This window comes from Trinickia symbiotica (assembly GCF_002934455.1).
GTDB classification, from domain to species: domain Bacteria; phylum Pseudomonadota; class Gammaproteobacteria; order Burkholderiales; family Burkholderiaceae; genus Trinickia; species Trinickia symbiotica.
In genome coordinates this window covers 253,014-274,690 of the sequence record NZ_PTIR01000006.1, presented here as the reverse complement: position 1 = coordinate 274,690, position 21,677 = coordinate 253,014, and the positions used below count along the sequence as shown (strand labels likewise).

Here is a 21,677-nt window from a genome sequence, read left to right as displayed (position 1 = left end):
GCCGCCAATCGGCTGCGGGCCAGCTTACGCTGCGCCCAAAAGCGGACATTTGAACTTAGCTAAAAGCGGACATTACAACTTAGCCGCTACAACCGGATCCGTTGATAATTCATGTTATGTCAAATCAATGAGCACTCCGTCACCCCTCCCGTATCTGCCGGGCGCGCCTGACATCGTCGCCCTCTAGATAGAACGACGTTGCAGCAATCGACGCGTGTCGCAGGTCATCCCGTACCGCCGTCAGTTCTGCGCGGCGCGCCAGCGCATGAGTGGTGCGCGCATGCCGCATCAGAGCTCTGTAATTCGATCGCGCTACCTGTCACCCTGTTCGATTCAGGCCGGCTGCGCGAACAGCGCTGCGATCCGATCGAGCAACGCAGTTCGCAACGCGCCGTCGCTTGCTGCCCGCCGGTTGCATGGCCGCGGCATGTCCACCCGCAACTCGTGCACGATGCCGCCAGGACCGTCTTGCCCGGATTGCATCACGAGCACCCGGTCCGAGAGCAGCAAGGCTTCGTCCACGTCGTGCGTCACCACAAGCGCGGCCATATGATGTGACGACGTGACCTGCAACAGGAGGTCCTGCAAACGCATTCGCGTAATGGCATCGACTGCGCTGAACGGTTCGTCGAGCAGCAACACGCTCGGACGAGAGAACAGCCCGCGTGCTATTGCCACACGTTGCGCCATACCGCCCGAGAGTTCCTTCGGCCAGCGCGCCCCGACACCCGGCAGGCGGACCTCGGCAAGCAGTCTCGCGACACGATCAGCAGCTTCGCCGTAAGCGCGCAGCGGAAAGCAGATGTTGTTCGCCACATCGAGCCACGGCAAAAGCCGCGGCTCCTGAAAGATCACGCCTAGCTCCGGCGACGAACCATCGAGCGGTACACCGCGCAGCGCGACCGCCCCGTCGAAATCGCGATCGAGCCCGGCCACGATGCGCAACAGCGTGCTCTTGCCGCAGCCGCTCGGGCCGAGCAGGCTCACGATCTCGCCCTGGCGCACCGTGAGCTGCGTGTCGCTCAGCACCACGCGGCCGCCGTAGCGCTTCAGCCGCACGCTTATATCGAGCAGCGGATCGCTCATCCTCGCCTCTCGCCGGTATCCGTATCGCGCCACACCAGCACGCGCGCTTCGAGCGCCTTTATCGCGCCGTCGGTCAGTTTGCCCATCAGCGCCAAGAGAATGATGGCGCCGAACACGATGTCGGGCCGCCCGGTTTCCCGTCCGTCGCTCAACAGATAGCCGAGGCCGCGCGTGGCGGCGATCAGCTCCGCCGCGACCACGAACATCCACGCAAGGCTCAGGCCCGTGCGCAGCCCGGTGAAGAGCTGCGGGAGCGCCGCCGGCAACAGGATGCGTGCCAGCATGCGCGCGGGGCTCAGGCGATAAACCGAGCCGAGTTCCACCAGCTTACGCTCCACATTGCGAATGCCCGCGACCACGGCAAGGTGGACCGGAAAGAACGCACCTATCGCAACGAGCGCAATCTTCGGTGCTTCGTCGATGCCCATCCAGAGCAGCAACACCGGCACCCACGCTAGCGACGGTATCGCGCGCAGCGCCTGAAACGAAGGGTCGAAGAGCGCTTCGAGTCTGCGGCTCAGTCCCATCCCGGCGCCGATCAACACAGCGAGCACCGCGCCAAGGCCGAATCCCGCTAGCACCCGCAGCGTACTCGCGGCGACGTGGCGCAGAAGCCGCGCGCCGCCCATGTGCATCAACGTGCCTGCGATCGTCGAGGGTGCAGGCACCAGGTTGGCAGGCAACATCCGCATGCAAACCAGCAGTTCGATCGCGCAGAGAAATACCACCGGCAACGCAAGCCCGGCCCAATGCCAGTGCCGCAGGCTTCTTTCCGCCGCGTCGGCGCGCCCGGAATCAGATGCGTCATGGCGCGTCCCACCCCGCTCATGAGCCTCGCGCGCAGGCCTGGCGCCGGACGCGGTCCTGTCGCGCAGCGCGAACGAGTCGTCCATGGCCATCGCGCCTTCCCTTACGGCGTGCCCGTCGACACGATCACTGCGCGGGCAGGCCGGACGTCGATCAGCGCATCGATGACCTGCTCCACCTTCGTGCCGGGCTTCACCAGTTGCTCCTGTGTGAGGATGGGCGCTGCGGCCTTGAGCGCGGCGATTTGCTTCGGCCCCGGCTGCGGCCGGCTGAAATCGTTGCGGCTCAATTGCAGCTTCGCCACGGCGAGCGACACCTTCGATTCGCTCGATATGATCTGCGCGGTCTCGTCCGGGTGCGCGGCGATCCACAGCCGGGCCTTTTCGTAGACCTTCAGCACGCGCGCGAGCGCACCGGGGTACTGCTGGACGAAGTCTTCGCGCGCGTTCAGAAAGCCCCACGTGTTGAAGTCCACGTTGCGGTACAAAAGCCGCGCGCCGTTGTCCACCTCCGCCGCAGCCATGTGAGGGTCGAGCCCGGCCCACGCGTCCACCTGCCCGTTGAGGAGCGCCGTGCGTCCGTCGGGATGCTGGAGATTGACGATCTCGACGTCGTCCGCGGACAAACCTGCCGTGTGCAATGCGCGCAGGGTGAACAGATACGGGTCGGTGCCCTTCGTCGCGGCGATCTTCTTGCCCTTGAGCTGTGCGAGCGACTGGATGTTCGAGTCCTTGCGCACGACCAGAGCGGTCCACTCCGGACGCGAGAAGATGTAGACGGTGCGAATCGGATTGCCGTTCGCCTTGGCCAGCACCGCGGCAAGTCCCGCGCTGGAGCCGATCTGGATCGCCCCGCTGTTCAGGTATTCGAGCGCCCGGTTGCTGCCAAGACTCAGCACCCACGTGATCTTCGTGTGGTCCGGCGCAAACGCTTCCTCGAGCCACCCATGGTGGCGAATCACGAGGCTTTCGGGCGAGTAGTAAGCGTAGTCGAGCTTCAGTTCCGCGGGTACGGCCTCGGTGGCGTGAGCGGTGCGCGGCAGGAACGCCGCGGTAAGCATCGTGAAGGCGACGGCCACAAAGGCGGTGGCGGCCGCCCGAACGCGCGCGAAGGCGACGCGGCTCGATTGCTTCATTGCATTTCCCCGGTTTGGTCGGTTGTATGGCGTGCCGCTGTGTGCCGTCCCGATCGGGGCGGCAAGTCATGCACTCGAAATCACGCAGTCAGACAGACTATGCTAACGGCCGCGTGCACGTCGGCGAACCGATGTTTCGAGCGAAGCAAATGACGGTGCGCGAATTGCGTTCAGCGCATTGTTCGCACCCCTTCGCGCGCCCTTGCCGACGCTGCGTCGCGACCACATTCTCGAGCTGCGCTTCGCCCTTTGGAGCGCCCACGCCTTCATGGTCGTTCGGAACGCCGCGGCCTCGCGTAGTCAGGACGCCGTTTCGGCGGCCAGTACACCCCCCAGATATGCGTCGCGAATCCGCCGGTCGCCGAGCAGGCTCGGCGCATCGCCCGACAGCACCACACGCCCCGTTTGCAGCACGTAGCCACGGTGGGCGATCTGGAGCGCAAGACTCGCGTTCTGCTCTACCATGAAGAACGTCACGCCCTGTTCATTCACGGTGCGGATTAGCTCGAGTACCTTGTCGACGTAGAGCGGAGAGAGGCCCATCGTCGGTTCGTCCATGCAGACCATGGACGGGCGGCTCATCAACGCGCGCGCCATCGCCACCATCTGCTGCTCGCCGCCCGAAAGCGTACCGGCACGCTGCCCCAGCCGCTCTTTCACACGAGGAAACAGTTCGAGCATGCGCTCGTAGTCGGCTTTTATGCCGTCGCCGTCGGGGCGTGAGAACGCGCCCATGAGCAGGTTTTCGCGTACTGTCATGTCGCTGAACAGACGGCGCGCCTCGGGCACCGACGCAATGCCACGTCGGATGATTTGTGCCGTAGATAGCCCCATTAGCGACTGCCCCTCGAACACGACATTGCCCGAGCGGGGCTTGTGCAAACCGAGGATCACCTTCATCGTCGTCGATTTGCCGCTCGCATTACCGCCCAGCAGGCAGACGATTTCACCGCGCGGCACCGCGACGCTCACGCCGAAGTGAACCTGGCTTTGTCCGTAGAAGGTGTCGATGTTGTCCAGTTTCAGTTGAATGTCCGTCATTGCGCGTTTCGCGTAAGGCGATGTTTGGCTTGCTGTTGCTCGCTGCTCCGGGCTCATGCTGCGACGGCTACGCGGCGGCCCGGCTGCTGCCCGACATGGCGGTGCCCCAGGTAAGCCTCGATGACTAGCGGGTTGTTACGTACTTCCTCAGGCAAGCCCGATACGATCTTCTTGCCGTCGTCCAGCACGATCACGCGGTCCGAGAGACGCATCACGAGGTCGAGCTTGTGTTCGATGAGGAGAATCGTAAGACCCCCGCGCTTTAGTTCGAGCATGAATTCCTGCATCTCCGCTGTTTCGGACTCGTTCATGCCCGCCGTCGGCTCGTCGAGCAGCAGGATGCGCGGATGCAGCATCAACGCGCGGGCAATTTCGACGCGTCGCCGGTTGGCATAAGAGAGGCTGTGCGCAGGCGCATCGATGCGCGGTAAGAGCCGCGTGCCGAAGCGCGCGAGTACGTGCTTCGCTTCGTCGCGCAGACGCTCGTCTTCATCGCGTAACGCGGCTCCGGGAACGAGCGCGCGGAACACTTCCACGATCGCCCCGATCAACGGCAGGCCGTGCCGTGCGATGGCAAGGCGCGAGTGCGCACCGATCAGCACGTTGTCGAGTACCGACAGGTTGCCGAACACGCGCCCATGCTGGAAGGTACGCGCCACACCGCGTCGCGCGAACTCGTCGGGCGTATAGCCCGTCACGTCTTCGCCGACGAATCGCACGATGCCGTCGTCGGGCCTGTCCGTCCCCGCAAGCAGATTGAACAGCGTCGATTTGCCTGCTCCGTTCGGCCCGATCACGCTCACGCACTCGCCAGCCGAAACATTGAGACTGATTTCGTTGACTGCCGTGAGGCCGCCAAAGCGGCGCGTCACACGGCGCACGTCGAACAGAATGGAGCGCCCCTCCCCGCTGGCGATAGTCATCGTTCTCTCCTCAAACCGCGCCGAACAGGCCCTGCGGGCGAAAGCGCACGAGCAGCAGCAACACCACCCCATAGACGAGCATCCGGTAGTCGGCCGCAAAGCGGAACAATTCCGGCAGTCCGACCAAAGCCACGGAGCCCACGATTGCGCCCGGCACGTTGCCGAGGCCGCCCAGTATCACCATCGTGAGGCCCAGAATGGACACCTGCGAATCGAAGGTCTGGTAGTTGATGTAGCTGTACAGATGCGCCGCGATGGCCCCACCGATGCCGGCGGAGAGGCCGCCGCACGCGAATGCGATCGCCTTGTAGCGATTCGGCCGCACGCCGTAGGCGCGTGCGGCGACATCGTCCTCGCGAATCGCGCGCCATGTGCGCCCTAGATGCGAACGCAGCAGCCGAAGCTGCAGCAAGGCGAGCGCAACCAGTATGGCAAGCGTGAACCAGTATGCAGAGCGCGCGCCCGATAGCGGCCAGCCGAACAACGACAACGGCGCGATACCGGTCACGCCGATAGGTCCGCGCGTCAGGCTGTCCCAGTTCAGGATGACGAGCCCCACGATCTCGCCGATCCCGAGCGTCGCAATGGACACATAGTGCCCACGCAGACGGAACGACGGATAGATCAGCAGCGTGCCGATTGCGGCGGTCACCACGCCGGCTAGCAGGATGGTAATCCCAGGCGTCAAGCCCATCTTTGCCGACAGCAGGGCGGACGCATAGGCGCCAATCAGCAGCAACGCCGCATGACCCAGCGAGATCTGCCCCACGGTGCCCGCCACAAGCGTCAGGCTCAAGGCGAGCAAACCGAAAATCCAGCCGTTCGTCAGTGTCTGCAACAGATACGGGAATGGCGCGACAATCGGTAGCGCGAACGCGATCGCGAGCAGGATGCCGACTGCGCGCGGCGAGAGGCGCACCGCTTGCCGGTTCGAGAGGAAGGTGCCGGTCAACGGCTCGGGCGGCAAACGGCGGCTCGAACTGAAGAGCCCATTCGGGCGCAGCACGAGAAAGAGCAGCAACAGCGCGAAGGCGAACAGATCGCGATAGCTCGTGCCGAACAGTGCAACGCCATAGCTTTCGACGAGGCCGAGCAGCAGACTGCCCACAATCGCGCCGGGCACATTGCCGAGGCCGCCGATCAGCAGCGCCACCACGCCTTTGAGCGTCGCCTGAAAACCCATCGCTGGGTCGATGCTGTTGTAGTACATGCCGACCAGCAAGCCACTGAGCCCGCCGAGGCCGCATGCAATGGCGAACACCGCGCGGTTCACCGCATGCACGTTCACGCCCATCTGCTGCGCGGCATCGCGGTCCTGGGCGGTCGCCCGCACCGCCCAGCCCAGCCGCGTGAAACGCAGAAACGCATACAGTACGGCGGCCGCGCCTATGCCGATCGCCGCAATCAGCGCGTCGAGCGAGTTGAGCGACGCACCGCCGACCATCAGGGTCCACTGCGGCAGGGAGCTGGGCACGGGGCGCGGGTCGGGTCCGAACACGATCTGCGCCAGTTGATCGAGCACGAAGCTGATGCCGATCGTCGCAAGCAGGGGCGTAATGCGCGCGGCGCCTTGCAGCGGCCGCAAGCCGATACGTTCGATCGCGATACCGAGCAGTGCGCAGCCGCTCACCGTCGCGAGCAAAGCGAACGGCAGCGGCAGGCCCAACCGCGAGAGGCAGAGCCAGCCAATGAAGCCGCCCACCATGTACACGGAGCCGTGCGCGAAATTGATGAGGTGCGACACGCCGAAAATGAGCGCGAGCCCGATGGCGAGCAGCGCATAGATGTTGCCGACGATCAGCCCGTTGATCGTGTAATCGAACCACGATGCCATTGCGGTGCCCTATTTGATCCTTTCCGTTACTGAACGCGCGCTGCGCTCGTGCCATCCCACAGCGCGAACTTGCCGTCCTTCACGACGAGGTCGAGATTCTTCGCGCCGGCAACGCGGCGCGTTTGCGGGTCGAAACGGAACTTGCCGAAGATTACGCTCGGTACGTTATCGATCTTCGCGAAACCGTCGTGCACGGCACTGCGCGTTGCGCCATACCGGCGGATCACCTCGGCCGCAAGCGTCATCGCGTCGTAGGCGCGAGCGGCGAACGTGTCGGGGTCCGCATGGTAGCGGGCCCGATAGCGTTGCACGAAGCTCTGCACTTCGGGGCGCGGATCGCCGGGGAAGAAGTTCGATTCCGTGTACACCCCATTGACCGCTTCACCGCCCAGGTCGATGAACTTCGGGGAGTACACGGAACCCACCGCGGCAATCGGCTCGCGCGCGCCCGAGGCGCGCGCCTGGCGGACAATCTGAGCTCCGTCGGAGTAGTACGAGATGAGCACGAGCGAATCGGGCGACGCGCTCCTTACACGCGTGAGCGTCGCGCGAAAGTCCTTTTCGTTGGGCTGATAACCCTCGGCCGCGACGATCTGCGCGCCGTTGGCCAATGCCGCTTTCGTAAAGATGTCCTTGCTCGTGCGACCCCAGTCCGTATTCAGATATAGCACCGCAATCTTGCGGAAGCCGAGTCCTTTGGTGACGTAGTCGGCGAGCAGAGGCTGCTCTTCAGCTTGGCTGATGGCCGTGCTCCACATATAGTCGCCGCCCTTCGTGAAGTCGGGATGCGAATTCGTGAAGCCGAACTGCACGAGCCCCGCGCGCTGATAGATGGGCGATGCAGCCATGGAAGCGCCGCTCGACAGATCGCCCAGTTCCAGCAGGATGCGCTTGTCGTCGACGAACTTCTGCGCAATTGCGACGGCCTGGCGCGGGTCGCTGCGGCTGTCTTCGAAGTCGTAATCGAGCGGGTGACCGTTGATGCCGCCGCTCCCGTTGATCTGTTCGAGCGCGAGGTCGAAACCGCGCTTCCATTGTTCGCCGTACTGGGCATCTTGCCCGCTTAGCGGACCGGTCACGCCGACCCAGTACGGATCACCGGCAGCGTGTGCCGCGCCCATGTGCAGCAGCGGCACGACGGTCGCGATGCTCAAGGCCCAGGCGCCCAACATGCGGCGCAACGTGTGGCCCACCTTCCTGTTCGATTCTCTCGACATGTCGATCTCACGCATTCCATTCATGATGGGTGCGATGTAACCATGCCGGCCGGAAATGAACCAAACAAGATAAGCGCCAATCGATATTCGCTTTTCGATGAAATGCTTATCCGTGTAAGCGCAATGGCCTTTCCGGAATCGCAAGCAGGCTTTGCGACTTGCCGTGGCGCCTGCCGCATAAGGGTTCGCGCGCCGACGCGAAGCGCAATCAAGCGGCAATCCGGCACGACACGACGCGCGCGCCGCAGCCGTTTTACATCGTTTCATTCTTTTCATAGCCGAATTTATTATAAGAATTGCGCATGCAACGCCCCCTACAATGCCTGCAACACGGGAGTAGAACAGCGCATGGAGTTGCATCAACTCGAAGCTTTTTCGGCCGTCATGTCGGCGGGCAGTATCACTGGCGCCGCGCGTCTGCTCCGGCGCTCGCAACCCGGCGTATCGCGAACGATCCAGGATCTCGAACAGGAAATCGGCTACGCGCTGTTCCACCGGAACGGGCCGCGCGTCACGCCGACGGATCGCGCCTTTCTGCTTTACGCCGAGGTCGAGCGTGCACTGGTCGGCCTCGAACGAATACGCGCCAGCGCGCTTGCCATCGGGCGTGACGAAGCACCGCCGCTGCGCATCGCCGCGACGCCCGCGCTTGCTGCGGCTCTCGTACCGCGTGCATTGAGCAGGCTCGAACCGGGCGTGGCGCCGCGGGAGACGAACGTGCTTGGCGCATCCGCGGAGCAAGTCGTGCAGGCACTGCTGTCGCGCGCCGTGGATGTGGGTATTGCAACGCTGCCGCTCGATCACGGCGCACTGCTCCTGCACTACGTGATCGAAGCGCCGTGCGTGGCAGTCGTCAGTCGCGACGATCCCCTGGCCAATGCGCCCGTGATCGAGCTGCGCAATCTCGCTCACCGCCGCATCGCGACCGTCGGGAACCGCTATCGCTTGCGCCGTCGCATCGGCCAGGCTCTCGAATCCGCAGGGTTCGCGTCAGCCATCGTGTTCGAGAGCAATGCGTCGCTCAACGCGGTCATGGCCGCACAGGCGAACCTCGCTGTCGCCGTTGTCGATCCGGCCACGGCCTTCGGTACGCCCGTCGATGGTGTCGTGACGCGGCGGCTCGATGTGGAGATTCCTTTTTTCTACGGCGTGGTCACGTCGGCGGACAAGGCGCGCTCGCCAGCTGTCGATGCGTTGATCGAGGCCATCGATGCCGTCTCGCACGAGCTGTTGCCGGGCGCTACGCGCCATCATGCCGCACGGCACGACACGTTACTGTCCGAACCCGTCCAACCACGCGTAAGGAATGGCAGGCGTTCGACGCGCCACCCGGCAGGAGCCGAAGCATGAACACAACAACCAAGCCGCAAACAACGAGCACCGGACTCGCCGCGCTCGAAGCGCGCCTGCGAGAGGACCTCGCATGGCTCGAATTGCCCTCGCCCGCGTGGGTTCCGCCCCGCTTCGTCGAGGGCGAGCGCGTGCTCGACGTTGCTATCGTTGGCGGCGGCATGGCCGGGCTCGCTGTGGCGGCCGAATTACGCATGCTCGGCATCCACCATATCAAGCTCTTCGATCAGGCCAGTGCCGGACGCGAAGGCCCGTGGGTGACCTACGCGCGAATGCAAACGCTGCGTTCGCCTAAACAGCTAACCGGACCGGCGTTGCGGTTTCCCGCTCTCACGTTCCGCGCCTGGTACGAAGCCCAGTTCGGCCGCGAGCAATGGGATGCATTGAACAAGATTGCGCGCGAGCAATGGATGGACTATCTGCGCTGGTATCGCGACGTGCTGGCTTTGCCGGTGGTGAACGATACGCGTGTCGCCCGACTGGAACCGCGCGCGGACGGATTGTGGGCCCTGCATCTGCAATCGGCGGCCGCCCAGGCACCGAGCGAGGTGCGCGCGCGCACGGTGCTCGCACGGCACATCGTTCTGGCCACGGGACGTGAAGGGCTCGGCGGCCCGTATGTACCGCCCGTCGCCGCCACGCTGCCCGCGCGCTTTTACGCGCACTCGTCGGATGCGATCGACTTCGACGCACTGCGCGCAAAGCGCGTGGCCGTGGTCGGCGGCAGCGCGTCCGCATTCGACAACGCGGCGGTTGCACTCGAAGCAGGTGCCGCGCGCGTCGACATGTTCATTCGCCGAAGCGAAATGCCGCGCATCAACAAGCTGACGGGCATTGGCAGCCCAGGGCTCGTACACGGTTTCCAGCATCTGCAGTACGAGTGGAAATGGCGCTTCCTTCACTATTCCGCACAGTCACAAACACCCCCGCCACGCGACAGCGTGCTGCGCGTTACGCGCCACGCTCATGCGCATCTTCATCTCGGCAGTCCGCTGCTCGGCGCGACCATTCAGGGCGACGAGATCGCGCTCGATACGCCGAAGGGACGTTACGTGCTCGACTACCTCATCTTCGCAACCGGCTTTCACACTGAGATCGACACGCGGCCTGAATTCGCATCCATTGCGCCGCATGTGCGGCGCTGGCGCGACCGTTTTAATCCAGGTCCCGAACTGGCAAACGAAGAACTGGGGGCGTCGCCCGATCTCGACTTGAATTTCGCGTTTCAGGAACGCGCGCCGGGCAGCTGTCCTTCGCTCAGCCGTATCCATTGCTTCAACCATGCGGCGAGCCTCTCGCATGGCAAGGTGGCGGGCGATATTCCGGCCATCAGCGACGGCGCGCAACGGCTCGCGCGCGGCATTGCGTCGATGCTGTTCCATGCCGACCGCGAGCTGCACTACGCAGCCTTGCAGGCATTCGACAAGGCCGAGCTGTTCGGAGATGAATGGGTTGACGCGGATGCCGCTACCGAGGTGTCGCATCCCGCTGTCACGAGCGAACCGTGACGACGCATCGAATCAGCACACGACAGGAGTACGCATGTCTACAGCAGTGAATGAGCCGTTCGCCGACGGCGACTTCGTCAGCAAGCTCGCAGGTCTTGCTCCCGCCGGCACCGTCGCCGCCCTGCGTGCAGCGCGCGCCGATGCGAAGCGCTTTACGCAAGGGAGCCACGATGCGCTGTTCGATCCGAACGCAACGGGCCTTTCGCTCGAAGAGCGCCTCGCCGCGGCCACCTACGCGGCCCATCTTGCAGCGGCGCCCGACGTGACGCGTGCGTATCGAGAACGCCTGATTGCACTACGCACCGCGGCCCGCGACGAAACGCTCGCACTACTGGAACAGTTTATAGCGGCAGACAACGTATCCACTGCGCACACCACGCCGGCCACAGACGCAACGAAGAACGCGCGCACGACAGCGATTCTTTCACACACGCACGCGCTGGCCACGCTCGCGCCGCTACCCGGCAAACCCGCGCTGGTACGCCTGAAAGAGGCGGGACTCGCGACACACGAAATCGTCGCGCTCTCACAGCTGGTCGCGTTCGTCACCTATCAGGTGCGGGTCGTCGCCGCCCTGCGTGCACTGGAGGCCGCCGCATGAGCACGCCGCACGTCTTCACTTCGCAACGACTGAGCTGGTCCGCGTGGCTCGATACCGTTGCACTCGCCGATGCGTCGGCCAGGCAGACCGCCGTGCTCGAGGACAGCCATCCGCAGGCGAAGACCTCCGACTACTATCTGCTGCTCGTGCACGAGCCCGAGATTCTCCAGCAACGCTCGGGGGCTTTCAACAGCATCATGTACGCGCCCGGCGGCCTGTCGCGTGCGGAACGGGAGCTGGCGAGCACGGTAGTCTCGCGCGTAAATGGCTGCGTGTACTGCGCGTCCGTGCACGCACAACGCTTCGCGCAACTCGCGAAACGCGACGATGTGATCCAGCACGTCTTCGCCGATCCACGTACTGCCGGCACGACGCCGCGCGAACGCGCGATCGTGCGTTACGCAATCGAGCTCACCTTGCACCCCGATGCGATCGGTGCTGCATCGATCGATGCGCTCACTGCAGTCGGGCTAACGCATGCCGAAATTCTCGATCTAAGCCACGCAGTTGCAATATTCGCGTGGGCCAACCGCCTGATGTTGACGTTGGGTGAACCGGTCTTTCCGGATTGACGCGATGATTGGTTTAAGCCGCCCGCGAATTGCGGGCAGCTTCAATCACGCGCACCGGTCAACGAAGCAAAATCGATCCGTTTATCGGCTTCAGCCGTAAAGGCGCTGCTGCCGCGTCGGTTGATCGAACCGTGCGGGAAGTGAAGCGTCCGCGCGATCAGTCGCCGCCCTTACCGATCCACGCGGCCGTTGCGGCGTCGCTCACGCGGAACGACGAAAACTTCGCGCCGAGTTCCGCAATCGTGTGGATGTCGTTCTTCACCAGATCGTCGCGCGTAATCAAGGCCGGCTTCACCACGATGTGATGCCCGGGGTCCTGCCCCGCGACAAGCAGCGCCGCGGCCCGCACTGATACGGCGCCCACCACGGCCGGGTTGGTGGCCGCGGTTGCCACCCAGGCACTGTTCGGTGCGCGAATCGCTTCGATGTCGGCAGTCGATATGTCGGCGCTGTAGATACGCAGCTTCGTGCCGAGATTCGCTTCGTCGGCCGCGAGCTTCGCGCCGCGTGCGAACTCGTCATAGGGCGCGAATACGACACGAATGTCCGGATGCGCGCGATAGGCAGCGGCCGCCTGGTTCGCAACGGACTGTGCAATCGGATTGTCCACCGTGCCCCAACGCGCTTTTTCCTGGACGCCGGGATGACTGCTCTTGAACGCGCGCCAAACGGCATCGCGCCGGTCAAGCGGCGCGAATCCGGCCACATAGACGTAGCCCGCGGAAAAAGTCGTGCCGTTATCCTTCACGGCCTGGTCGAGCAGCAGCGCAGCTAGATCGTGATCGCTCTGCTCGATCTGCGGCACGCTTGCGTTGCCCAGATCGACATCGAACGCGACAACCTTGATGCCCTTGTCGAGCGCGCGTTGCACCACGTCCTTCAGCGATTCGGGCAACCCGTGATTCACGATGATCGCCGACACGCCAACGCTGATTGCCTGCTGGATCTGCTCGCGTTGCTCCGCGGCGTCCTGCCGTCCTTCATAGATGCGCAGATCGACGCCGAGCGACTTCGCCTGCTTTTGCGCGCCCGCTTCGTAAGCCTGGAAGAAATCGCCCGTCGAAAGATAGTTGACGAGAGCGATCTTCACGCCGCCCTTGTCGAATGGCGGTGGTGCGCCCGGAATGCCGGCAGCGCTCGCGCATGCGGTCCATCCCCAAGCCGCGGCCGCGACCATCAGCCCTGCTGCCTCGCGCCATGTCTTACGCACCATACGCTGACCAAGCCCGCTCGTCATGATTGGAATCTCTTTGTGACGTATTGCATGTTAGGCATCGCGTCAACTTTGCCCGTCGTCGCGCTTGCGCACACCGAACGTGAACGCCAGCGCACCGACGAGCAACGCGCCCTTGATGAAATCCTGCATGTAATAAGGCGCGTTGAGCATGGTGAGCCCGTTGAGCAGCACGCCGACGAACACCGCGCCCACGACCGTGCCGAACACGTTCGGCCGCTTCGCGACACCCACGGCGTAGCCCACGAGCGCGGCCGCCACGGCATCGAGCAGCAACGAATGGCCTGCGCTGACGTCGCCGCGTCCCACACGCGCGGCAATCAGCATGCCGCCAAGCGAAGCGATAGCGCCCGATGCGACGTATGCAGCCACGCGATAGCGCGCGGTCGGCGCACCGGCAAGCCGCGCTGCCGTCTCGTTGCCGCCTGTCGCGTAGAGCACGCGTCCCCAGCGCGTTGTCTCCATGACAACACAGCCAAACACCATCAACATAGCGAGCACGATCACAGGCAGCGGCACGATATCGAACACGCGCAAACGGCCCAGCGCGAGAAAGGCGGCCGGAAACACGCCGCTCGTTTCAGTGCCGTCCGGCAAAACAGTACCCGCGGAAAGGGAGCGGCCGCCCGTTGGAATTAGTTGCAGCCCCGCGAGCAGAAACAGTGTGCCGAGTGTGGCGAGTTGATCGGGTACGCGCAAACGCGTAATCAATAACGCATTGAAGAGTCCGCTCACCACCCCGAGAGCGAGACAGGCCGCCACGGCCGCCCACGTTCCGCCATGCCACACGACGAGCACGTAACTCGCGGCCATCTGCGCCGATGCCGCGATGCTGCCCACCGAAAGATCGAAGCCGCCCACGGCCAGCGTGACGGTGACGCCGATGCCGAGCAGCGCCGTAATCGAAATGGCCTGCAGGATACTGAAGAGGTTGTCGACGTTGAGAAACGCGGGTTCCGCGATGGAGAACACAATGACAAGCGCCGCGAGCGCGAGCAGCATACCGTTTCTCTCGAACTGCACGCGCAACTTTTGCAGACGCGAGCGGCGCGTGACGGAGGCGGAGGAAACGCTTAGGGTGACGGCGGCGGAAGCGTCGTCGGCGGACAAGGGTTTCTTCATGGGCTCACGGAACGTGGAGGGAGCGTGATGACCCGGCACGTGCAACAGGCGCGCCGTGGTCGAAATGCACGATGCGGTCGGCCACTTCGAGTGCTTCGTCGAGATCGCTGACGAACACGAGGGTCGCGCGTCGCGACGCACTGCTGCGCAACAAGCGAACGATGTCGGCCCGCGCGCCCACATCGATGCCTTGGAACGGCTCGTCGAGCAGCAGCAGACGCGCAGGCTCGGCATGCCAACGCGCGAGCGCGACCTTCTGCTGGTTGCCGCCGGATAAGTGTGACGGACGATCGTTCGCGCCGCGACAGCGAACGCCGAAGCGTTCGATCGCCTCCGCTGCAGCGTGCTTCTCACGCCGCGTGCGCACGAAACCATCGCGAAACCAGCGCGACATGAACGGAAATGCGATGGTGCCCGCGATTGTCGCGAACGGCACGCTGTCGGGAAAAAGCGTGGTGCGGCGGCGATCTTCGCCGAGCATGAAGACACCGGCGCGGATCGCATCGGCCGGCGAACGCGGTTGCCAGCGCACTCCGTCGAGCGTCATCAGCCCATCGTGTGCAAACGATGCGCCGAACAACGTGCGCGCAAGACGCGACTTGCCGCTACCGACCGGTCCTGCAATCGCGACGACTTCCCCGCGCTGCACGTCGAGATCGAAAGGTGCGCTGGCGGACGACAGCCGCAGACCGCGCAGGCTCAACACCGCGGGACGGTCCGCGTGCGCGCCACTTTGCGGCGGTTCGTGCGAGCGTTGCAGCGGTCGTCCGATCATCGTTTGGAGCGCGGCATGAAAGTCGATTGGGCTCCGCGCGTCGCCCACGACACGGCCATCGCTCAACACCACTACGCGATCCGCCATGCGGCGCAGGTCGCGTTCGCGATGCGAGACGAGCAACGTCGCAACGCCTTCGTCTCGCAGACCTCCAATCAGATCGAACAGACGATCCGCTTCCCCAGCGGAAAGACTCGCGGTCGGCTCGTCGAGAATCAGCAATGCCGGGTGCGTCGCGAGCGCGCGCGCAATCGTCACCTGCTGCTGTGCCGCAAGCGGCAATGCTCCGAGCGGCGCTGCGAGATCGACAGCAAGCCCGATGCGCGCGGCGCGCCGCGCCGCCTCGGCACGCCGGACGCTGGCAGGCACGTACCACGGCGACGTGCCGCCGCAAAACTGGTCGAGCAGCAGATTGTCTGCAACGGGCAGGTCCGGGACGACGATATCGGCAATGGCCTGATGCACCGTGGCAACGCCACGCCGCACAGCATCTTGCGGCGACGATGGGACAAACGGCGCACCACGCAGCGCGAGCGTGCCGCGATCGGCGCGATAAACGCCGCTGAGAATCTTCACGAGCGTCGACTTGCCTGCACCGTTCGCGCCCATCAACGCGACCACTTCGCCAGCGTCGATGGCAAGATCGATGTGGTCCAGCGCGACACTGGCGCCGAAGCGCTTGCCGATACCGGCGGCCTGCAAAACAGGAGAGGACATCGCGCGCAGAGGGACCCGAAAGGAAACGCTATCTTGCCGCGCATGAAACCACGCGCGGCGGCTATGCGTGCACATTAACGCGGCTCGCGTCCCCAGAACAACGAACGAATGGTGATAACCAAGTGACGCAACGGCGGAACGCAGCCAAGACGGCTAAGAGACTCTGGCTGTTTAAGGTTTAGCCACCGTTGAAATAAGATGGGAAGCCCCTGACGTACCTCTCTACGTCCCATTTTGACGAAGTGCATTTAGCATTACTTGCTTCGAAGCAAACCGCCTTTTAGATCGGATTCGCGAAGAACATTTCGCATTGATTTGCAATGCCGAGCCTCAGTTTTCGTCCGCAGTCCGGTGCGGGCAGGCGGAGATCGGTCGTACACGGCGCGCCGAGACGGGTAGGAACTCCCACTTGCGCAACCCGGCTCCGCTAGCACAAACTATTGGCGGACAGCAGCAGAAGCGATCTCGATGCTTGCCTCTCAACCTTTGCGAGGTTCATCATGGTTCAGTTGCTCACCGTCACAATCTCGAACCCCGACAGCGTCAATTTCATCCTCGGGCAAACGCATTTCATCAAGTCCGTCGACGACATTCACGAAGCGCTCGTCGCCTCCGTGCCCGGCATCAAATTCGGGCTGGCTTTCTGCGAAGCGTCCGGTAAACGACTCGTGCGTCGCTCCGGCACCGATCCCGAGCTCACGCAGCTTGCCTGTGATAACGCCATGACGATCGGCGCCGGTCACAGCTTCATCGTCTTTCTTGGCCAGGGTTTCTATCCGCTCAATGTGCTGAACGCGATCAAAGGCTTGCCCGAGGTCTGCCGGATCTTTTGCGCCACGGCCAATCCGACCGAAGTCGTGATCGCCGAGACAAATCAGGGGCGAAGCATCCTCGGTGTCGTCGACGGTTTCACGCCGCTCGGCATCGAGAACGAGGTCGAAATCGAAGCCCGCAAGACGTTTCTGCGCGAAATCGGCTACAAGGCTTAGGCTGCGCCGAAACGCATATCGGGCGGTTGGCACCGCAATGCGGCATGACGATGAACTGCCGCCGATTTGAAGCGAATGCAGGTCGGCACGTCAGCCACCGTCCCGGAGCCCGCAGTTGACGCTCGGGGAGTGCGATGTATGCCGGCAATCTCTCCGCAAGAATCGAGAAGTCGTGCAACCCAAGGCTCAGTAAAGTGGAGATTCGTCCATACACGGAAAGCGGAGCAACCGGTGCGCAATCTGCGCGAAAGACCGTCGACTCGAAATCACCCCCTTTTTGAGGTCGGCGAAGATACGGTGAACAGCCCACTCGGCGCATACCTTCATAACGTCGACTGGTCCAGCGTCGAAGCCGCGCTCGACGAGTACGGATGCGCCATCATCCCTCGCCTTTTATCGCCGTCGCAATGTCGGGCGCTCGCCTCGCTTTATCCGGACGACGCCCGGTTCCGTAGCCGCGTCGTGATGACGCGGCATGGTTTCGGCAAAGGCGAATACAAGTACTTTGGCTATCCGTTGCCCGAGCTCGTCGCTTCTTTTCGAGAGGCGCTGTACCCTCACCTCGCCCCGATCGCCAACCGGTGGATGAGCGCGCTCAACATCGACATCCGCTATCCAGCAACGCATGCCGCTTTCATCCGGCGCTGCCATGCCGCCGGGCAGCGCCGCCCTACTCCACTGCTGCTGCGTTACGGCTCAGGTGACTACAATTGTCTGCATCAGGACTTGTACGGCGAACATGTCTTCCCGCTGCAGGTGGCCGTGCTGCTGTCCGAGCCCGGCCGCGACTTTTCCGGCGGCGAATTCGTGCTGACGGAGCAGCGCCCGCGCATGCAGTCGCGCGTCGAGGTCGTTCGGCTCGGGCAAGGCGACGCGGTGGTTTTTGCCGTGAGCCATCGTCCGGTGCAAGGCACGAGAGGTGCATATCGCGTAAACATGCGACACGGCGTCAGCCGCCTGCTTTCGGGCGAGCGCCACACGCTCGGGATCATCTTTCACGACGCGCTGTGACCGTCGTCGATATTCGGAGGCAGGTCAGTCGCCCATACCTGATGCGATGACTGCCATGTATTCATTGTTCAACGATCGCGTCGAGGCCGGCCGAATGTTGGCCGAGCGCCTCAAGGAGTACGTGGGTCCGGGCACGGTGGTCCTCGCCTTGCCGCGTGGCGGCGTACCCGTAGGGTTCGAGCTTGCCATGGCACTCGGGGCCGAACTCGACATCATGCCCGTGCGCAAGCTCGGCGTGCCAAGCCAGCCAGAGTTGGCGATGGGCGCTATCGCTCCTGGGGGCGCGCTATTCGTCGATACACAGACGATGCGCGCGGCACACGTCGGCCAGGCGCAGTTCGACGCTGTCCTGGCGCAGGAGCAATCGGAACTAGCGCGTCGGGAAACGTCATACCGGGGCGAGCGAGCGCCGTCCGCGGTCGAGGGCCGCACGGCGATTCTCGTCGATGACGGCATAGCGACAGGTGCGACGATGCAGGCCGCCGTCAAGGCACTGCGCGAGCGTCGACCGGCGCGCATCGTCGTCGCCGTGCCGGTCGCTCCGGCTGGTGCCGAAACCGATTTTGCCGCCATCGTCGACGAATTCGTCTGCGTCGCTCAACCGGCGCTTTTTTTCAGCGTCGGCCAACACTATGACAATTTCGGGCAGACGACGGATGAAGAAGTGCGCGATCTGCTGGAACGCGCACGGGCTGGAGGGAAGTGACGGCGCGACTAGCAACGAACCCGGTGGCTTAGGTACCCCTGGGTCACGTACCGCTTACAGCCGCAGCGCAGGCGCCGCATACCGGCACTCGTAGCGCTTGCGGATCGTGCCGTTCTCGTCGACGCTCTCTAGATAGACGTCGAACTGCCAAAGTCGAGCCATGTGCTTGAGCACTTCCTCGGTATCGTTCGACAAATGGCGGTTGTCCGTCATGAAATGCCGCAGCGTCAGGCTGCGGTCGCCGCGCGTGTTGACCGACCATACCTGAATGTTCGGCTCGCGGTGATGCATGTCGTACTGACGTGCCAGCGCGTGGCGCACGTACTGGTAGCCGCTGTCGTCGTGGATCGCGGAGACTTCCAGCGCGTCGCGCGTGTCGTCGTCGAGCACGGAAAAGAGCCGCATGTCGCGGATCAAATGCGGGGACAGGTACTGCGCGATGAAACTCTCGTCCTTGAAATTGCGCATCGCATAATGCATCGCCGGCAGCCATGGCGATCCGGCGATGTCGGGAAACCACTTGCGGTCTTCGTCCGTTGGCGATTCGCAGATCCGCCGAATGTCGCTCATCATCGAGAAGCCGAGCGCATACGGGTTGATGCCGCTGTAATACGGCTTGGTGACGGGCGGTTGATAGATGACGTTGCTGTGCGAATGGAGGAACTCCATCATGAAGCCGTCTTCGAGAAGCCCCTGGTTGTACATCGTGTTGAGCAACGTGTAGTGCCAGAACGTCGCCCACCCCTCGTTCATCACCTGGGTCTGCCGCTGCGGATAGAAGTATTGGCCGATCTTGCGGACGATGCGTATCACCTCGCGCTCCCACGGCTCAAGGAGCGGCGCGTTCTTCTCGGCAAAATAAAGCAGGTTCTCCTGCGGCTCGGGCGGATATCGCTCTTCCTCCTCCGTCTCGAGCGGCCTTTCCTTCACGGGCAGCGTTCGCCATAGCTCGTTGACCTGCGACTGCAGATACGCCTCGCGTTCGCGCCTCAGCTCGGCTTCCTTCGAAAGCGAGGGCTTTTGCGGCCGCTTGTACCGGTCCACGCCGTAATTCATCAGCGCATGGCACGAGTCGAGCAGCTCTTCGACGCGGTCCAAGCCGAACCGCTCCTCGCACTCCGCGATGTAATTCTTCGCGTAGACGAGGTAATCGATGATCGCGTGCGCGTCCGTCCACAGCCGGAACAGGTAGTTGCCCTTGAAAAATGAGTTGTGGCCGTATGCGGCATGTGCCATGACGAGCGCCTGCATCGTCATCGTGTTCTCTTCCATGAGGTAAGCGATGCATGGATTCGAGTTGATGACGATCTCGTAGGCAAGGCCCATCTGCCCGCGGCGGTAGCTCTTTTCGGTGGAAAGAAAGTGTTTGCCGAACGACCAGTGCCGATAGTTGACCGGCATGCCGACCGATGCATAGGCATCCATCATCTGTTCGGCACTGATGAGCTCGAGCTGGATCGGATAGACGTCGAGCTCGTACTGCTCGGCGACATGAGAAATATGCGTGTCGTATTCCTCGATCAGCTCGAAGGTCCAGTCGGACGGCCACGGCAGCGGTCTGCGGTCGGCAGCGTTCATACGAAGTTCCTTTGGGGCCACGACAGGTACGTCGGCGTGGGCTTGCGTCGGCTCGACGTCCGCTCGTTTGCCGCTCTCGCGCGGCACGTTGCCGTTCTGCCCGTGTGCACCCTTACGGCGGCGCTCCGGCTGATATCCGCGCGATTCATTATGCAGGTGCTTCGTACTCATGATTGAGCCGCCTGCTTTTCGAACAGTTCCCGGAATACGGGATAGATATCGGCCGCTGCGTCCACCTTCTTCATCGCGAGATGCGGCTGCGTCATCGCGAGTTGCGCGTACTCGAGCCAGAGGTTCTGCTCTTCCGGCGCGACTTGAATATACGCGAAGTAGCGCGTTTTGGGCAGGATGTCATCGTGCAAGAGGCGCCGGCACTTGGGCGAATCATCAGTCCAATTGTCTCCGTCGGACGCCTGTGCTCCGTAAATGTTCCATTCAGTGGGCGAGTAGCGCTCGTCCATGACCTTGCGCATGAGTTCGAGCGCGCTGGACACGACCGTGCCGCCGCTCTCCGTGGAATGGAAGAAGGTGTCTTCGTCGACCTCCTCCGCACGCGTATGGTGCCGGATGAACACGACTTCGATCTTCTCGTAATTGCGCTTCAGGAACAGATAAAGCAGGATGAAGAAGCGCTTCGCCAAGTCCTTGCGCTGCTCGTCCATCGAGCCCGAAACGTCCATCAGACAGAACATGACGGCCTGGCTCGACGGCTGAGGCTGCTTGACGCGGTTGATGTAGCGCAGATCGAACGGATCGATGAACGGAATCCGCCAGATGCGTCCGCGCAAGTGATGGATGTCCTCTTCGAGGCGCTTGATTTCCTCACTGTTGTCGCCGGGCTCCAGCTTGAGCGCCTCGAGCTGGCGCTCGAGTTCGCGCAGATCGTTGACGAGCGGCGCGCCGAGCGCGATGCGCCTGCCGAGTGCGCTGCGCAGCGAGCGCACCACGTCGATGTTGTTCGGCGTGCCCTCGGCCGCCCATCCGGCACGGATGTTCTTCCATGTCGGCACGGCGAGCAGATGCGTCTTCACAAGCCGCGGCAGCTCGAGATCGTCGAAGAAATACTGCATGAACTCTTCGCGCGAGAGCTCGAAGACGAAGTCGTCCTGCCCTTCTCCTTCGTTGCTGGCCTGGCTTCCCCCACCGCCGGAGCCGCCGTTCGGTCGTGGAATCTTGTCGCCGCGGATGTAATCCTCGTTGCCCGGATGCACGAGCTCGCGCTTGCCGCCGGGCCCGTGGCGGAACATGGGTTCGGCGATGTCCTTACGCGGAATGGTGATGCTCTGCGTGCTTTGGATGTCCTTGATACTGCGGTCGCGCACCGCCTCGGATACGGCACGCCGAATGTAATTCTTTACGCGGCGCAGGAAGCGCTCGCGATTCGCAATGCTCTTGTTCTTCCCTGCCAACCTGCGGTCGATGATTTGGTGAAGCACATCCAGTCTCCCGCTTTTCGTTGCCTGAAACGACG

At 63.3% G+C, this 21,677-nt stretch carries 18 protein-coding genes and 1 pseudogene; 7 read left to right on the top strand and 12 right to left on the bottom strand.

Annotation, left to right across the window (positions count from 1 at the left end; all coding sequences use genetic code 11):
• Positions 1-333: 333 nt before the first annotated feature.
• The 7 genes from B0G57_RS11825 to B0G57_RS11795 form a co-directional block, all read right to left on the bottom strand.
• Entirely contained in the window at positions 334-1,086 is a 753-nt protein-coding gene (locus B0G57_RS11825) for an ABC transporter ATP-binding protein (protein ID WP_018443336.1), read from the bottom strand.
• On the bottom strand, positions 1,083-1,979 hold the full coding sequence (locus B0G57_RS11820) for an ABC transporter permease (protein WP_018443337.1): 897 nt from the start codon (positions 1,977-1,979) through the stop codon (positions 1,083-1,085). Before B0G57_RS11820 ends, B0G57_RS11825 begins: the two co-directional genes overlap by 4 nt.
• A gap of 17 nt (positions 1,980-1,996) precedes the next feature.
• Positions 1,997-3,028 (bottom strand): aliphatic sulfonate ABC transporter substrate-binding protein, encoded by a 1,032-nt coding sequence (locus B0G57_RS11815; RefSeq protein ID WP_018443338.1) that lies wholly within the window; start codon positions 3,026-3,028, stop codon positions 1,997-1,999.
• Positions 3,029-3,328: 300 nt separating this feature from the next.
• Positions 3,329-4,069 carry an ABC transporter ATP-binding protein gene (locus B0G57_RS11810; RefSeq protein WP_018443339.1) on the bottom strand — a complete coding sequence of 247 codons (741 nt, stop codon included), beginning with the start codon at positions 4,067-4,069 and terminating at the stop codon, positions 3,329-3,331.
• 53 nt (positions 4,070-4,122) lie between these two features.
• Positions 4,123-4,992 (bottom strand): ABC transporter ATP-binding protein, encoded by an 870-nt coding sequence (locus B0G57_RS11805; RefSeq protein ID WP_018443340.1) that lies wholly within the window; start codon positions 4,990-4,992, stop codon positions 4,123-4,125.
• A gap of 10 nt (positions 4,993-5,002) precedes the next feature.
• Positions 5,003-6,826 (bottom strand): ABC transporter permease, encoded by a 1,824-nt coding sequence (locus B0G57_RS11800; RefSeq protein WP_018443341.1) that lies wholly within the window; start codon positions 6,824-6,826, stop codon positions 5,003-5,005.
• A gap of 26 nt (positions 6,827-6,852) precedes the next feature.
• A complete protein-coding gene (locus B0G57_RS11795) occupies positions 6,853-8,043 on the bottom strand; it encodes an ABC transporter substrate-binding protein (RefSeq protein ID WP_083925804.1) in 1,191 nt (396 codons plus the stop codon).
• Between the two features lie 348 nt (positions 8,044-8,391).
• Here B0G57_RS11795 and B0G57_RS11790 point away from each other — a divergent pair, with 348 nt between their 5' ends.
• The 4 genes from B0G57_RS11790 to B0G57_RS11775 are packed head-to-tail and all read left to right on the top strand — an operon-like array spanning position 8,392 to position 12,074.
• Positions 8,392-9,393, top strand: a complete 1,002-nt coding sequence (locus B0G57_RS11790; protein WP_018443344.1) for a LysR family transcriptional regulator — start codon at positions 8,392-8,394, stop codon at positions 9,391-9,393.
• Entirely contained in the window at positions 9,390-10,901 is a 1,512-nt protein-coding gene (locus tag B0G57_RS11785; RefSeq protein ID WP_018443345.1) for an NAD(P)-binding domain-containing protein, read from the top strand. Before B0G57_RS11790 ends, B0G57_RS11785 begins: the two co-directional genes overlap by 4 nt.
• A gap of 34 nt (positions 10,902-10,935) precedes the next feature.
• Positions 10,936-11,502: a hypothetical protein gene (locus B0G57_RS11780; protein ID WP_018443346.1), complete on the top strand. Its 567-nt coding sequence runs from the start codon at positions 10,936-10,938 to the stop codon at positions 11,500-11,502.
• A complete protein-coding gene (locus B0G57_RS11775; protein WP_018443347.1) occupies positions 11,499-12,074 on the top strand; it encodes a peroxidase-related enzyme in 576 nt (191 codons plus the stop codon). Before B0G57_RS11780 ends, B0G57_RS11775 begins: the two co-directional genes overlap by 4 nt.
• A 157-nt stretch (positions 12,075-12,231) precedes the next feature.
• Here B0G57_RS11775 and B0G57_RS11770 read toward each other — a convergent pair whose 3' ends face one another.
• The 3 genes from B0G57_RS11770 to B0G57_RS11760 form a co-directional block, all read right to left on the bottom strand.
• A complete protein-coding gene (locus tag B0G57_RS11770; protein ID WP_085952749.1) occupies positions 12,232-13,251 on the bottom strand; it encodes a substrate-binding domain-containing protein in 1,020 nt (339 codons plus the stop codon).
• A 102-nt stretch (positions 13,252-13,353) separates the two neighbouring features.
• Positions 13,354-14,430 (bottom strand): ABC transporter permease, encoded by a 1,077-nt coding sequence (locus tag B0G57_RS11765; protein WP_018443349.1) that lies wholly within the window; start codon positions 14,428-14,430, stop codon positions 13,354-13,356.
• A gap of 4 nt (positions 14,431-14,434) precedes the next feature.
• On the bottom strand, positions 14,435-15,922 hold the full coding sequence (locus tag B0G57_RS11760; RefSeq protein WP_035469538.1) for a sugar ABC transporter ATP-binding protein: 1,488 nt from the start codon (positions 15,920-15,922) through the stop codon (positions 14,435-14,437).
• A gap of 500 nt (positions 15,923-16,422) precedes the next feature.
• On the opposite strand from B0G57_RS11760, the gene B0G57_RS11755 reads away from it, so the two are divergent.
• The 3 genes from B0G57_RS11755 (at position 16,423) to B0G57_RS11745 (ending at position 18,628) form a co-directional block, all read left to right on the top strand.
• Complete coding sequence (locus B0G57_RS11755) at positions 16,423-16,911, top strand: adenosine-specific kinase (RefSeq protein ID WP_018443351.1); 489 nt, start codon at positions 16,423-16,425, stop codon at positions 16,909-16,911.
• Between the two features lie 297 nt (positions 16,912-17,208).
• Positions 17,209-17,922: a 2OG-Fe(II) oxygenase gene (locus B0G57_RS11750; RefSeq protein WP_026230166.1), complete on the top strand. Its 714-nt coding sequence runs from the start codon at positions 17,209-17,211 to the stop codon at positions 17,920-17,922.
• A gap of 55 nt (positions 17,923-17,977) precedes the next feature.
• Positions 17,978-18,628, top strand: coding sequence for a phosphoribosyltransferase (locus tag B0G57_RS11745; RefSeq protein ID WP_018443353.1), 651 nt, complete (start codon positions 17,978-17,980; stop codon positions 18,626-18,628).
• Positions 18,629-18,682: 54 nt separating this feature from the next.
• Here B0G57_RS11745 and B0G57_RS11740 read toward each other — a convergent pair.
• A pseudogene (locus B0G57_RS11740) lies at positions 18,683-20,218 on the bottom strand (SpoVR family protein); the annotation flags it as partial.
• Positions 20,219-20,373: 155 nt separating this feature from the next.
• A complete protein-coding gene (locus B0G57_RS11735) occupies positions 20,374-21,642 on the bottom strand; it encodes a YeaH/YhbH family protein (protein WP_020566511.1) in 1,269 nt (422 codons plus the stop codon).
• Between the last annotated feature and the right edge of the window lie 35 nt (positions 21,643-21,677).